12 protein-coding genes are annotated in these 13403 nt (G+C 62.0%); 6 read left to right on the top strand and 6 right to left on the bottom strand.

Translation table 11 applies throughout. The features are described from left to right. The first annotated feature begins 164 nt into the window (after positions 1 to 164). The 5 genes from Q0844_RS11795 (at position 165) to Q0844_RS11775 (ending at position 7131) form a co-directional block, all read left to right on the top strand. Positions 165 to 3248 carry an ABC transporter transmembrane domain-containing protein gene (locus tag Q0844_RS11795; RefSeq protein ID WP_299044964.1) on the top strand — a complete coding sequence of 1028 codons (3084 nt, stop codon included), beginning with the start codon at positions 165 to 167 and terminating at the stop codon, positions 3246 to 3248. Next, positions 3245 to 4156, top strand: a complete 912-nt coding sequence (locus tag Q0844_RS11790) for a CPBP family intramembrane glutamic endopeptidase (RefSeq protein WP_299044963.1) — start codon at positions 3245 to 3247, stop codon at positions 4154 to 4156. The genes Q0844_RS11795 and Q0844_RS11790 overlap by 4 nt, the downstream gene beginning before the upstream one ends. A 57-nt stretch (positions 4157 to 4213) precedes the next feature. Further along, positions 4214 to 5140 (top strand): acetyl-CoA carboxylase, carboxyltransferase subunit beta, encoded by a 927-nt coding sequence (accD, locus tag Q0844_RS11785; RefSeq protein ID WP_299044961.1) that lies wholly within the window; start codon positions 4214 to 4216, stop codon positions 5138 to 5140. Further along, positions 5137 to 6414 carry a folylpolyglutamate synthase/dihydrofolate synthase family protein gene (locus Q0844_RS11780; protein ID WP_299044959.1) on the top strand — a complete coding sequence of 426 codons (1278 nt, stop codon included), beginning with the start codon at positions 5137 to 5139 and terminating at the stop codon, positions 6412 to 6414. Before accD ends, Q0844_RS11780 begins: the two co-directional genes overlap by 4 nt. A gap of 213 nt (positions 6415 to 6627) precedes the next feature. Then, the gene (locus Q0844_RS11775) at positions 6628 to 7131 is read left to right on the top strand and encodes a hypothetical protein (RefSeq protein ID WP_299044957.1); all 504 of its coding nucleotides are present in this window, start codon (positions 6628 to 6630) and stop codon (positions 7129 to 7131) included. A 96-nt stretch (positions 7132 to 7227) separates the two neighbouring features. Here Q0844_RS11775 and zapE read toward each other — a convergent pair whose 3' ends face one another. Then, complete coding sequence (gene zapE, locus Q0844_RS11770; RefSeq protein ID WP_299044955.1) at positions 7228 to 8283, bottom strand: cell division protein ZapE; 1056 nt, start codon at positions 8281 to 8283, stop codon at positions 7228 to 7230. 150 nt (positions 8284 to 8433) lie between these two features. Here zapE and Q0844_RS11765 point away from each other — a divergent pair, with 150 nt between their 5' ends. Beyond that, on the top strand, positions 8434 to 9675 hold the full coding sequence (locus Q0844_RS11765) for an MFS transporter (protein WP_299044953.1): 1242 nt from the start codon (positions 8434 to 8436) through the stop codon (positions 9673 to 9675). Here Q0844_RS11765 and Q0844_RS11760 read toward each other — a convergent pair. The 5 genes from Q0844_RS11760 to fghA are packed head-to-tail and all read right to left on the bottom strand — an operon-like array spanning position 9672 to position 13387. Beyond that, positions 9672 to 10586 carry an alpha/beta hydrolase gene (locus Q0844_RS11760; RefSeq protein WP_299044951.1) on the bottom strand — a complete coding sequence of 305 codons (915 nt, stop codon included), beginning with the start codon at positions 10584 to 10586 and terminating at the stop codon, positions 9672 to 9674. The genes Q0844_RS11765 and Q0844_RS11760 overlap by 4 nt on opposite strands. Next, the gene (locus tag Q0844_RS11755; protein ID WP_299044949.1) at positions 10583 to 11497 is read right to left on the bottom strand and encodes an ornithine cyclodeaminase; all 915 of its coding nucleotides are present in this window, start codon (positions 11495 to 11497) and stop codon (positions 10583 to 10585) included. The genes Q0844_RS11760 and Q0844_RS11755 overlap by 4 nt, the downstream gene beginning before the upstream one ends. Then, the gene (locus tag Q0844_RS11750; protein WP_299044948.1) at positions 11494 to 12114 is read right to left on the bottom strand and encodes an HAD-IA family hydrolase; all 621 of its coding nucleotides are present in this window, start codon (positions 12112 to 12114) and stop codon (positions 11494 to 11496) included. The genes Q0844_RS11755 and Q0844_RS11750 overlap by 4 nt, the downstream gene beginning before the upstream one ends. Beyond that, the gene (locus Q0844_RS11745; protein WP_299044946.1) at positions 12111 to 12560 is read right to left on the bottom strand and encodes a YaiI/YqxD family protein; all 450 of its coding nucleotides are present in this window, start codon (positions 12558 to 12560) and stop codon (positions 12111 to 12113) included. Before Q0844_RS11745 ends, Q0844_RS11750 begins: the two co-directional genes overlap by 4 nt. After that, positions 12557 to 13387, bottom strand: coding sequence for an S-formylglutathione hydrolase (gene fghA / locus Q0844_RS11740; RefSeq protein WP_299044944.1), 831 nt, complete (start codon positions 13385 to 13387; stop codon positions 12557 to 12559). Before fghA ends, Q0844_RS11745 begins: the two co-directional genes overlap by 4 nt. Positions 13388 to 13403: the final 16 nt, after the last annotated feature.

Genomic DNA, 13403 nt, shown 5'->3' with positions numbered 1-13403 from the left:
CGTCTCCCGGTAAAAGCGTTGCCGACCGGAATAGCCATTGGTCCCGCGCCCTGCAAGCGTGTGCGGTTGTAATAGGGCATTGCGGGCACTAGGTTTTCCGGACGGGTCGCACCCGGCTGCCGTGTCAGCCGTTTGGACAGGGGCGGCACCCGGCAGGACGAGTTATGGATTCCACCATTTTCGCTTTCATTTGGAAGCACTCCAAGCGTGATCAGATGATGCTGTTGGGACTGACACTTGTCACGTTCCCGTTTCTGTATGCCACGCTGGAACTGCCCAAGCGGATCATCAACGACGCCATCGGTGCGTCAGGTGATACCGTCGGGTTCTTCGGGTTCGATTTGACCCAAATCCAGTTCCTGTTGACCTTGTGCTTTGGGTATCTGGGGGCCGTTCTGGCGCATGGTCTGCTGAAGATGCGCCTGAACACCATGAAGGGCGTCACGGCCGAGCGCCTGTTGCGCCGTTTCCGGTTCCAGTTGATCAGCCGTATGTTGCGGTTTCCCCGCAGCTATTTCCGTTCGACCAGCCAGGGCGAACTGGTCAGCATGGTGTCGTCCGAGGCCGAGCCGATGGGCGGGCTGATGGGCGACATGGTGGCCCAGCCGGTGTTCCAGGCGGGTCAGATGCTGATCATCGTGGTGTTCTTGTTCCTGCAATCGGTGTGGTTCGGGTTGGCCGGTATCGCGCTGATCCCGTTGCAGGCGTGGATCATCCCGATGCTGCAACGCCAGATCAACCTGCTGAACAAGGAGCGTATCCGCGAAGTGCGTGCGTTTTCGTCGGAGATTGGCGAGAGCGCGGCGGGTATTTCCGACCTGCGCACCAATGGCGGGCTGCGCTATCGGCTGGCGCAGTTCACGGACCGGTTGGGCAAGCTGTTCGAGATCCGGTTCAAGATCTACCAGAAAAAATTCTTCATGAAGTTCCTGAACAACTTCATCACCCAGTTGACGCCGTTCTTCTTCTATTCCGTGGGCGGGTACCTTGCCATTCGCGGGGATATCACCGTGGGCGCGCTTGTGGCGGCCATTGCCGCCTACAAGGACCTGTCCAGCCCGTGGAAAGAGCTGCTGACCTACTACAACCAGACGCAGGACATGGCGCTGCGGTGGGAAATTGTCACCGACCGCTTTGCCCCGCGCGACATGATCGACGAAAGCCTGTTCGAAGGCGAGCCCGAGGTTATCCCGCATCTGCAGGGCGACATCGTTCTGGACAATGTAACGGTGCGCAATGCCGAAAACACACCCGTGCTTGAGCGGATCGATCTGACCATTCCAGCGGGCGCGCGCGTTGCCGTACAGGTCAAGAACCAAAGCGAAAGGCAGGCGTTGGCCGAATTGCTGGTGCGCGAGGTTCTTCCGACTAGGGGCAAGATTTCGGTGGCCGGGCATGACTTGTCGCAGCTGCACCAAGAGGTCGTGTCTGCCCGCATCGGCTATGCCCAAACGCGCCCGTACCTGTTTGACGGCACCCTTGGGTCGAACCTGTTGATGCCGCTTATGACGCGCCCGAACACCGTGCCGTGGGACAAGGGCCGCAAGGACCGGTTCCTGTCCGAAGCGCGCAGGTCCGGCAACAGCCTGGATCGCATCGACACCGACTGGGTCGATCCGGGTCTTGCCGGTCTGGGCACCGAGGACGAGGTACGCGCCTGGTGGTTCGAACTGGTCGAGGCGATGGGCATCGACGAATTCATGTTCCGCCGCATGTTGAACAGCCGCATTGACCCGGAGCGCCATCCGGGCCTGGCCAAGGCCATCGTCGATCTGCGGCCCGCGGTCGAAGAGTGCCTGCGCGACAAGGGCGTGCTGGAGGACGTGCACCGTTTTGATCCCGACGAGTTCAACCCGGCTGTGCCGCTTGGGGGCAACCTGTTGTTCGCCGCCCCGTCGCGAGAGATTTCGCAACAGGGCCTGGCGCGTGACCACCGGTTCATCAACCTGGTGTTCGAACATGGACTGGCCGAACAGGGTATTGCCATCTCGCAAACGCTGATCGAGACCCTGCACCAGACCTTTGGCCGCGATGGCACCAGCCACCCGTTGTTCACCGCGCTGAACATCGAAGAAGAGATGTACGAGCAGCTGGTCGATATTTCGGCCCGGCGTCGCGAACGGGGTGATGTTGCCCTGACGGATGACGAATTTTCGCTTTTGCTGACGGTGCCCTTTGCCTTTACGGCGGAACAGATCGGCCCTGCCTTTCCCGAAAGTTTCAAGAACGAGATTGTCCAGATCCGCAAGACCAGTGGCGCGGCCTTGCGCGCCCAGACCGAAGGGATTTTCATTCCGATTGCCCCGGACACCTATCTGCCACGTCTGACGTTGCTGGAAAACGCGCTGTATGGTCGGATATCGATGGTGGCGGGAACCAAGGGCGAGTTGATCGAGGATCTTGTGGCCGAATTGCTGAATGACAATCATCTGCGTCGGCAGGTGGCCGAGACGGTGTTTGACATTCGCACCGGGCTGGGCGGAACGAACCTGCCCACCATTTTCCACGAACGCGCCGCGTTTTCGCGGGCGGGTATCAAGCGGCCCGATATCCTTGTTCTGGATCGCGCCCTGTCGAGCCATGGCGCCAACCAGCGCCGCAAGACGCGCAACGCCCTGCGCGAATTGCTTCCGGATGCGACCCTTGTTTTCCTTGAGGAGAGTTTCAACAACCCGGACGCCTATGACCTGTTTGTCGAGATCAAGGATGGGCGGATTGACGGGGTTCAGGGCAATGAAGACGACGATGAAGAGGCCGACGACCTGAGCCGGAAATTGCGGGTGATTTCCCGCGCGGACCTGTTTTCGCGCGTGACCAGCCAGAACCAGCGCCTGCTGGCCTTTGCCGCGCAGTGGTACACGGCCGAGCCGGAGCAACGCATCTTCTCGATGGAGGAGAAACCCGATGCCGCCTATCTGTGTGTGAAGGGCAGTGCCGTCTTGAGTTACGACAGCGAAGACGGCGAAGACCGGCAGGTGTCCGTTGTCGAACCGGGGCGCTTGATCGGGGATCTGGCGATCATCCTGAACGAGCCGCGCCAGTTGCACCTGACGGCGCTGACCGAGGTCACCTTTCTGCGGATCGGGGCGGCTGAATTCCGGTTGGTGCTGGAAGAAGACGCGACCGTGCTGCGCAGCCTGCTGAACACCGTGGCAGGCCACCTGACGGGCGCGGCGGAGTTGTTGCGGCAGGCCAATGTGCAGATACCGCAGGACGAGGGGCCACCCCCTCCGCCCCTGGACGAATGATGCGGGTCCTAAGCTTTGATTACCGGCCGCATGCGCGGTTCATCGACCCTGCGCGTGATCGGGCGCAACTGTGGCGTCTGGTGCTGGGCATCGTGCTGGTGGCCGGGTTTTTCCTGGTGCTGAGCAATCTGGTCTTCGGCACGATCCTTGGCGTGCTGGACCCGCAGACAGCATCGGATGTGCTGCGTGACGCACAGACCGGGCAGACCGCCGGTGGCATGTTGCTGTTGCTGTTTCAGCTGGGTCTTCTGGCCGTCGCTACGGCGATGGTCGTGATCATGGTGCACCGGCGCCGACCCTGGACGCTGGTCGGGCCCCTTGGCCTTGCAGTGCGACAGTTTGGTGCGGTGCTGTTCATGATGGTCCTGCTGACGGCGGCCCTTTGGATCTTGCCGCCCTATGAAATCGGCGAAGGCACGTTGACCGCGAACATGCCGATCGGCCGGTGGATGCTGCTGTTGCCCATCGCGGTGGTCGCGGTGATGGTACAGATCGGGGCAGAGGAAATCCTGTTTCGCGGGTACCTGCAGCAACAACTGGCCGCGCGATTCCGGTCGCCCCTGGTCTGGATGGTCCTGCCCGCCATCCTGTTCGGTGCCGGTCACTACCTGCCTGACAGCGCCGGCAGCAATGCGGTGACAATTGCCCTGTGGGCCACCGTGTTCGCCATGCTGATGGCGGATTTGACTGCGCGGTCCGGCACGCTGGGTCCGGCGATGGCGGTGCATTTCGCCAACAACATCTCGGCCATGGTGCTGACCGCCACCCCGGACGAGATGTCGGGCCTTGCGCTTTATGTCCTGCCCTTCGGCATCGGGGACGAGGCAGCGATGGCAGCGTGGTTGCCCGTCGACTTCGGTTTCATGTTGGTCAGCTGGTTGGCGGCCCGGTTGGCGATCCGCGCCTGATTGCAATTGGCGCAGCCCCGGATTAACTGATGCAGTGAACCGCAGCAGGAAGCCTTTATGAACTGGATCACCAACTATGTCCGGCCCCGGATCAATTCGATCTTTTCGCGGCGCGAAACCCCGGACAACCTGTGGACCAAATGCGATGAGTGCGGCACGATGCTGTTTCACCGCGAGCTGTCGGACAATCTGAACGTCTGCACCAATTGCGGGCATCACATGGCGATCACCCCGCGGGATCGGTTCACCGCCCTGTTTGACGGCGGCATTTTCACCGAGATCGAGGTGCCCGCGCCGCTGGCCGACCCGCTGCATTTCCGCGATCAGAAGAAGTATCCCGACCGGATGAAGTCGGCCCAAAAGTCGACGGGCGAAAGCGAGGCGATGCTGGTCGCCGCCGGAGAGATGGGGCGCACACCTATCGTGGCCTGCGGTCAGGACTTTTCCTTCATGGGCGGGTCCATGGGGATGTATGTGGGCAACGCGATCATCGCCGCCGCCGAAGAGGCGGTGAAGCTGAAGCGCCCGCTGATCCTGTTTTCCGCCGCCGGCGGTGCGCGGATGCAGGAGGGTATCCTGAGCCTGATGCAGATGCCCCGCACAACCGTGGCGGTGCAGATGCTGAAAGAGGCGAACCTGCCTTACATCGTTGTGCTGACTCACCCCACCACGGGCGGCGTCACGGCCAGCTATGCCATGCTGGGCGATGTGCATATTGCCGAACCCAACGCCCTGATCTGCTTTGCCGGGCCGCGTGTGATCGAACAGACGATCCGTGAAAAGCTGCCCGAGGGGTTCCAGCGGGCCGAGTATCTGCTGGATCACGGTATGCTGGACCGTGTGACCAAGCGGACCGAGATGCGGGACGAGTTGATCACCATTGTCCGCATGCTCATGGGGTTACCCCCCGCCGTGAAGGGCGATCTTCCTGCGCCCGAGCCCACGCAGGAAGAGGCCGTGACCGAGGACGCCCCCAAGGAATGAGCACCGGTTCCGACGCCATCCTGGACCGGATGATGGCGCTGCACCCCAAGATCATTGATCTGACCCTGGACCGGGTGTGGCGTCTGCTGGACGCGCTGGGCAATCCCCAGAACGACCTGCCGCCCGTCATCCATATTGCAGGCACCAATGGCAAAGGATCGACCCAGGCGATGATCCGCGCGGGTCTTGAGGCCGCGGGGCACCGGGTGCATGCCTATACTTCGCCCCATCTGGCGCGGTTTCACGAACGGATCCGGCTGGCAGGCGAGCTGATTTCCGAGCCCGACCTGACCGCGCACCTGGACGCGTGTTACAGGGCGAACGGTGATCAGGACATCACCTATTTCGAGATCACGACCTGTGCCGCGATCCTGGCCTTTGCACGCACTCCGGCAGACTACACCCTGCTGGAGGTGGGCCTTGGCGGGCGTCTGGATGCGACCAATGTCATCGACACGCCCGCGCTGACGATCATCACACCGGTGTCCATGGATCACGAGGCGTTTCTGGGCGACACATTGGCCAAGATCGCGGGCGAAAAGGCCGGGATCATCAAACGTCGCGTGCCCTGTATCGTCGGCCCGCAAGAGGATGACGGGCTGGACGTGATCGAGGCGCAGGCGACACGGCTGGGCGCACCCGTTCTGGCCTTTGGGCAGCACTGGCATGCCGCGCCCGAACGGGACGGAATGATCTATCAGGATGAGGTCGGTCTGCTTGATCTGCCGCGCCCGGTCTTGCCCGGCGATCACCAGATCCAGAACGCCGGTATGGCGCTGGCCGCGCTGCGCCATCTGGGCTGCGACCAGGCCGCCTGCCATGCCGCTGTGACCAAGGCCGAATGGCCTGCGCGCATGCAGCGCTTGCGCACGGGGCCACTGGCGGACAGGGCGGCCAAAGCCGGGGCCGAACTGTGGCTTGATGGTGGGCACAACCCGGCAGCGGGACAGGCAATTGCATCGGTTCTGCACGGCCTGCCGCGCCGGCCCACATACCTGATCTGCGGCATGCTGAACACCAAGGACGCGCGCGGCTATCTTGCCCCGCTCGGCGCCGAGATCGACGGCCTGACCGCCCTGTCGATCCCCGGTGAAAAGAACACGCTGCCTGCTGCCCAGACCGCCAAAGCCGCACGCGATGTCGGAATTGACGCGGACGAGGCAGAGGATGTCCATGCGGCCCTTGAGGCGATCCTGACCCGCGTGCCCCATTCGCGCGTGCTTGTGTGTGGATCGCTGTACCTTGCTGGCGCGGTGTTGCGGGAAAACGGCTGACATCGCGCCGAAACGAGTTCTCAATACCTGCCCGATGCCGCATTATGTTGACCAAACGGGGTCGAATTTGCTATATCTGGTGCAGTTTTAGACCCCAACATGGATCAACCGTGACGGGTCTGCTTTTGGGGAAGCAGTATGTTCAGGCGTAAAGACGCGGATGTTTCATCGCCGCGAGGGGCCAGGGAGCCCGAGGAATATTCCTCATCCAACATGAAGATGCTGTTGATCGCGGCCGCCTTTCTGGTGGTGACGATCGGGTTGATCCTGTTGCAACCGGGTCCGGCCACCGCGCCGGTTCAGGACGTCGCAAACGTGCCCCTTTCAAGTGTCGGGTCGGACGAGCCTGAGCCAGAGGTGACACGGGCCGATGCATCGCTTTTGGACATTCGGTCCCTGCCGGCATCCGAGGCGGTGAGCCGCCAGTTGCGCCAACCCATCCGCCTGACAGATACCGACGCCCGACACACGGACCTGCGCAGCCTGACCGCCGCGGTACTGATCGGATTTGGACATACGCCGCAGCAGGATGACCGCCTGCAAGCCTTGCTGGTGCAGGCGCTGACCGAAGGGCAGTCGAACGCCTATATCGATGCGCTGTTGAACACGGCAGCGGCGCGGGGCGAATTTGCCCTGCCACGCCAGTTGACGACCGCCGCAGGCCGATTGGACACCGAAACGCTTTTGATGGCGCTTGTGCGCCAGTCACAGGGATAGGGGTCGGTTCGGGCGGTTCTGCGCTTTGAATAATCAGATGTCGGCTGGCGCGTTTTCCAGAAAGCCGCTGACCCTGCAATCTGTGTGTTGCAGGCGTCAACCGCCCCAATCTGCGCTTTGCATTTCTCTCAGCCGTGATGCGGTGCGTTCGAATTCGAACGTGCCTTCGCCTTCCAGATACAGCATCTCGGGCGTGTCCGCTGCCGAACAGATCAGCCGCACCTGTGCTTCGTAGAGCGCGTCGATCAGGGTCACGAAACGCTTTGCTTCGTTGAAGTTGCTGCGCCCAAGGCAGGGAATATCGTCGATCATCAGCACTTTGCAGGCATCGGCCACCGCCAGATAGTCGCCCGGCCCCAGCGGTTTCGCACATAAGTCAAAAAAGCTGCTGCGCCCCACGCCATTGCGGAACTGCGGGATGGTCACGGTCCGCCCCTTGATCGTTATGTCCAAAGGGTCTGACGCCCCGCCCGACAGGTCGGTCCAAAGCGCGTCCATTTCCGCGCGGGCGGCGGCCCCGAGCGGTGTGAAATAGACCGGGCTTCCGGACAGCCGGTCCTGCCGGTAATCGGTGGGCGAGGCCAGTTCCCATACTTTCATCTTGTCCTTCAGCAGGTCGATGAAGGGCACAAAAAGCTGCCGGTTCAGCCCATCCTTGTAGAGGTCATCCGGCACGCGGTTCGACGTCGTCACAACCACCACGCCCGCGGCGAACAGCGCTTCGAACAGGCGGCCCACGATCATGGCGTCCGTGATGTCCGTGATCTGCATTTCATCAAAGGCCAGCAGCCGGACCGACGCGGCCACATCGGCGGCGACAGGTGCGATTGCGTCATCCACGCCGCGTTGGCGGGCGGCATGCATGGATGCGTGGATTTCCTGCATGAACGCGTGGAAATGGACCCTGCGCGCAGGCACATCAAGACGGGATGCAAAGAAGTCCATCAGCATCGATTTGCCCCGCCCGACGCCGCCCCAGAGATACAAGCCCTTTGGCGGTTCGGGCGCCTTGCGGAACAGCCCCTTTTTTGCGGGCGTGGCCAGGGCTGCACGAATGCGTTCGAATTCAGGCAGAACAGCCAGTTGCGCATCGTCGGAACGCAACGCGCCCTTGTCCACAAGCGCCTGATATTCAGTCAGCAAATCGGTCATCGCGGTCCGTGGTAGCGCGCGTATCCGTCCATGGGAAGCCCAAGGAAAACCGGCGCCGGTTCAGGAATAGTGATGCGACGCCAAGAATTCCTGATTTGACCGCTGCCAGCTTGTCCGTGACAGTCGTCACAGCACCAAGGAAGTACCGCCATGTCAGACCGCATGCCCCTGTTTACCCCTGTCCTCATCGTGGGCTGCGTGATCATCATGGTCAGCTTTGCCGTGCGCGCATCCTTTGGCGTGTTTCAAATCCCGATCGCCGACGAATTCGGGTGGCTGCGGACAGAGTTTTCGCTGGCCATCGCCATCCAGAACCTTGCCTGGGGGATCGGGCAGCCGATCTTTGGCGCGATTGCCGAGAAGATCGGGGATCGCAAGGCCATCCTCATGGGGGCAATCGTCTATGCTGTCGGTCTGGTCCTGAGTGCCGGATCGACCACCCCGATCGAACATCAGCTATACGCGTGGCTGGTGGGCTTTGGTATCGCGGGCACCGGGTTCGGCGTCATCCTCGCAGTGGTTGGGCGCGCCAGCAGTGATGAAAACCGGTCCATGTCGCTTGCCATCGTGGCGGCCATGGGATCGGCCGGTCAGATCTTTGGCGCGCCGGTCGCGGAGTGGATGCTGGGATTCATGCCCTGGCAGTCCGTCTTTCTATGGTTTGCCGTTGCTGTCATCCTGTTGGTCCTGACCCTGCCCGCGATGAAGGTGCCGCCGATGGCATCAAAGGCCGAGTTGGAGGAATCGCTTGGGCAGGTCCTGATCAAGGCGTTCAGGGACCCGTCCTATACCCTCATCTTCCTTGGATTCTTTTCCTGCGGCTATCAGGTGGCCTTCATGACGGCGCACCTCCCGGCCTTTGTGACCGAGGTCTGCGGCCCCATCGTGCCCGGTGGTATGTTGCACAATATCGGCATCACGACCACGTCCGCGCTGGGTGCTGTCGCGTTGTCCTTGATCGGTCTGGCCAACATCGCTGGCACGCTGGCGGCGGGCTGGGCCGGCAAATATTTTCCAAAGAAATACCTGCTGGCGGGAATCTATGCGGGCCGGACGGTGGTTGCGTCACTTTTCATCATCCTGCCGATGACGCCGACCACGGTGATTCTGTTTTCGATCGCCATGGGTTCGCTGTGGTTGGCGACCGTGCCGCTTACCAGCGGACTGGTCGCGCATATCTATGGGTTGCGGTACATGGGCACGCTTTACGGGATCATTTTCCTCAGCCATCAGCTTGGGTCGTTCCTGGGCGTGTGGCTGGGCGGGCGGCTTTACGATGCGTACGGCACCTATGATCAGGTCTGGTGGATCGGCGTCGCCGTCGGCGCGTTCAGCGCGGTTGTGCACTTGCCGATCCGGGAACGCCCCCTGGGCCAACCTGCGGTGGCCTAACCCCGAGAGCCTCGGATCGCGTCGATCACCGCATCCGTGTGCGTATGCGGCAACCCGTGCCCCGCATCGGTCACCACCGATTGCAGTGCTGCCGGGTTCCACGCGGCCAACGTATCCTTGCAGGACAGCGGTATGACGTCGTCCGTGTCCCCCCAGACAGCCAGAACCGGGACACCCGCCGCAGCAATTGCCTTGTGCTGGTCCTCGCATGTGTTGCGCAACAGACCCCGCAGGCTGGACAGCACAGCGGGGAAATACCCGCGCCGCCCCGTTTCGACCTGTTGCAGTTCGTAGATGTCGGTCACCGAACTGGGCACATGTGCTTCGGCGGCAATGCCGCGCCGCACGACCCAGGGGTAGCCCGCCAGAAACAGCCAGTCGCCGATGACCGGCAAATCGCGTGTCAGGGCAATCTTGCGCCCGCCAAGCTGCATCATCCCGGCCGGGGCCAGAAGGATCAGTTGCTTGACCCGCTCCGGATGCAGGGCCGTGAAATGTGCGGCCACAGCACCCCCCATCGAATAGCCCAGCAGGGTCACCGGTTCGGTCACGTTCTGATGGGACAACAGGTCGGTCAGCTGTTGGTTGAAGAACGCGGCGGTTTGTTTTCCGCCTATGCGGTCCGAAAAACCGCGCCCGTACTGGTCATAGATAAGGACCCGAAATCCAAGCAGCGCCAACCCCCGCGCCATGCCGTACCAGACGTAGGACGGCGTGGTCAGGCCGTGCACGCAAACCGCCACCGCGCCCCGCTCCGGTCCCAGCCATTCGTAATGGGTCGTTCCCTGGGACAAGAGTGCAAATTCACCAGGCGCGTTGCTGCGCACTGCATCGGACATGCCGGTGCGCATCAATTCGGTGGTTACCGGAATGGCGATCAGACCCAGCAGGATGAGCAAAACCCAGGTCACGAGGCAATCCACCGATCCAGGATGTAGCGGCTGGTCATCAGGTCCAGATGCGCGCCGCCACCGTTCTTGAAGAGGGTGATGTCTTCGGGCGTCCGTTCGAAGGCGTGCAGATCGTAGTAGTCCGCCAGAAGATGATCGCGTTGGATCGTGCCTGCCTCAAGCGGTATCTTGACCTCTCCGATATGGCCCACCGTGGTGTCAAAGCTGTCTACGAAAACCCGGGATTTCAGCAGGGCAGCATCATCAACTTCGCGCATGTCGGGGCGGTAGGCGCCGATCAGGTCGATGTGCTGGCCGGGGCGCAACCAGTCGCCCCGGATCAGGGGTTCGGTCGACATCGTGGCACTTGTGACGATATCGGCCTTGCGCACCGCCTGTTCCAGATCGTCGGCGACACTGAGCATCGGGCGTTCGGCGGCCATGGTCAGGGCATTGTCGCGGGTGCGGTTCCAGATCTGGAAATGTGCGTCGGGGAAGATGGCGGAATAGGCATCATGCAGGGCGCGGCCGACGGTGCCGGCGCCGACGATCAGGATGTGGCGGCTGTCGGGTCGCGCCAGCTTGCGCGCCGCCAGAAGGCTGTCACCGGCGGTCTTCCACTTGGTCACCAGATGAAAGTCGATGATGGCCTGAAGTGTGCCGTCCGCGTCGGAATAAAGGTTCACGCCCCCGTTGATCATGGGTGCCCCACGCCCCGGATTGCCGGGAAAGACGGTGGCGGTTTTCACTGCCATGCCCATCCCGTCGATCCATGCCGCGCGGCTGAGCAGCGTGTCGGGATCGCGGTAAAGGAAGGTGTCGCCAATCTCGGCCTTGGGCAGGGTGTGGCCCGCGACCAGCGCATCGGTCAGGCCAATCCAGTCCAGCACCGCCTCGCCCTCGGTAAAGGGGATATGGGGGACGGATGTCACGCGGCCTCACTCTCGGTCAGCAATCCCTCGCGGACCAGTCGGTTGGCCCATCCCTCGGGGCCCTTGAAATGGTGGGTGCGCCAGCCGCGCATCTGGGCTGCGGCAATGTTGTCGGCCCTGTCGTCCGCAAAGATCAGGCTTTCGCCGCGCAGGCCGCTCGCTTCTTCCAGCATGCGGTAGATGGATGGGTCCGGTTTGATCACCTGCATGTGCCCCGAGATGAAGTCGCGGTCAAAATCATTGAGAAAACCGTAGTGGGTGGCCGCAAAATCGTAGCTGCCGATGCCGAAATTCGTCAGCGAAAAGACCGGAATATCCTTGGCTTGCAGTGCCTTCATCAGGCGTACGGACCTGTCGATCACGGGCGTCGCCATTTCGATCCAGCGGTCGTGCCACATGCGGATTTCGTCGCGCCAGTCCGGGTGGTCTTCGGCAGTGGCATAGATGGTTTCGGTGAACGGGTGGCCCAGATCAACCTTGTCATTCATGCCGTGCAGGTCCACCGCCCGGAACATGGCGCGGCGGCGGTCCTCGCCGATGACGCTGTCATAAAAGCGTTCGGGTTGCCATTCGATCAGTACATTTCCGATGTCGAACACGACGGCTTCGATCTTCATCTTTTGGCGGCCCTCAATTCCCGTTCAAGCGCATCCAGAAAACGCGATCTGTCGGCCTTGGTAAAGCCTTTGCCGCCGCCTTGGCGGAACGGGTCCGCCGCACGCAGGTCGGCCATCAGGTCGCGGGTGGCCAGCACATTGCCGATATTGGCGGCCGTCAGCGCCTCGCCATTGTGTTTGAGGACCCGCGCGCCGGCCTCGACACATTTGGCGGCAAGGGGAATGTCGCCGGTGATGACCACGTCGCCCCTGGTTGCCCGGTCCGCGATCCACATGTCCGCAATGTCCGGGCCTTCGGGGACGATGACGGTCTCTACCAACGGGTTTTGTGATGGCCGCAGCCCGCCGTTCGATACGATTTTCATCGGTATCTTGTGACGTGTTGCCACCTTTTCCGCTTCAGCTTTGACCGGGCAGGCATCCGCATCGATATAGAGGGTCGTCATGCCCAGAGATGTTCCGCATGGAACGCCACGTGGTCTTCCATGAAGGTCGACACGAAGAAGTACGAGTGATCATATCCGGGCTGCATTCGGAACTGGATTTGCTGGCGACGCGCTGCGGCGGCTTCGGCCAGCGCCTCGGGCTTCAGAAGGTCGATGAACTGGTCATCGGTGCCCGTGTCGATCAGCATCGGCCCGTCAAAGCCGCGGTCTCGCATGCACAGGGTCGCATCATGAGGGGACCAGAGGTCTTCATTGTTCCCCAAATATGCAGAGAGCTGCTTGCGCCCCCAGTCGCTGGCGGTGGGATTCGTGATCGGGGAAAAGCCCGACACCGACCGGAACTGTCCCCGCGGGGACATCGCCATCGTCAGCGCCCCGTGCCCGCCCATCGAATGCCCGGTGATCGATTGGCGGTCCATGTCGAGGGCGAAGTGATTGCCAAGATGCTCTGGCAATTCGTCCATCACATAGTCCCACATGCGGTAGTGAGACGCCCAGGGGTCTTCGGTGGCGTTTACATAGAACCCTGCACCTTTGCCCAAGTCATACCCATCATCATCTGCCACGTCTTGGCCGCGCGGGGACGTGTCGGGGAAACAGATGGCGATCCCGTGTTCGGCCGCCCAGGCCTGCGCCCCGGCCTTGGTCATGGCGTTTTCATGCGTGCAGGTCAGACCCGACAGGTACCACAGCAGGGGCACGGGGCCGTCCCTGGCCTCTTGCGGCAGGAACAGGCCAAAGGTCATGTCGCACGCGCAGGCGTTCGAGCGGTGCGTATAGACCCCTTGGGTGCCGCCAAAGCAGGCGTTTTCGGATTGGGTTTGCATGGGCGTGATCCTTTCG

This window comes from uncultured Tateyamaria sp. (assembly GCF_947503465.1).
GTDB lineage: Bacteria > Pseudomonadota > Alphaproteobacteria > Rhodobacterales > Rhodobacteraceae > Tateyamaria.
Note: the sequence above shows the minus strand (reverse complement) of the source record. Positions and strands in the feature narration are given on the sequence as shown.

What these genes read in the sequence shown, in the direction of transcription:
- zapE (WP_299044955.1), bottom strand. Translation starts at nt 8,283, where the DNA reads ATGACCGATTTGCTGACTGAATATCAGGCGCTTGTGGACAAGGGCGCG.
- Q0844_RS11790 (WP_299044963.1), top strand. Translation starts at nt 3,245, where the DNA reads ATGATGCGGGTCCTAAGCTTTGATTACCGGCCGCATGCGCGGTTCATC.
- Q0844_RS11745 (WP_299044946.1), bottom strand. Translation starts at nt 12,560, where the DNA reads ATGACGACCCTCTATATCGATGCGGATGCCTGCCCGGTCAAAGCTGAA.
- Q0844_RS11780 (WP_299044959.1), top strand. Translation starts at nt 5,137, where the DNA reads ATGAGCACCGGTTCCGACGCCATCCTGGACCGGATGATGGCGCTGCAC.
- Q0844_RS11775 (WP_299044957.1), top strand. Translation starts at nt 6,628, where the DNA reads ATGAAGATGCTGTTGATCGCGGCCGCCTTTCTGGTGGTGACGATCGGG.
- Q0844_RS11750 (WP_299044948.1), bottom strand. Translation starts at nt 12,114, where the DNA reads ATGAAGATCGAAGCCGTCGTGTTCGACATCGGAAATGTACTGATCGAA.
- accD (WP_299044961.1), top strand. Translation starts at nt 4,214, where the DNA reads ATGAACTGGATCACCAACTATGTCCGGCCCCGGATCAATTCGATCTTT.
- Q0844_RS11795 (WP_299044964.1), top strand. Translation starts at nt 165, where the DNA reads ATGGATTCCACCATTTTCGCTTTCATTTGGAAGCACTCCAAGCGTGAT.
- fghA (WP_299044944.1), bottom strand. Translation starts at nt 13,387, where the DNA reads ATGCAAACCCAATCCGAAAACGCCTGCTTTGGCGGCACCCAAGGGGTC.
- Q0844_RS11765 (WP_299044953.1), top strand. Translation starts at nt 8,434, where the DNA reads ATGTCAGACCGCATGCCCCTGTTTACCCCTGTCCTCATCGTGGGCTGC.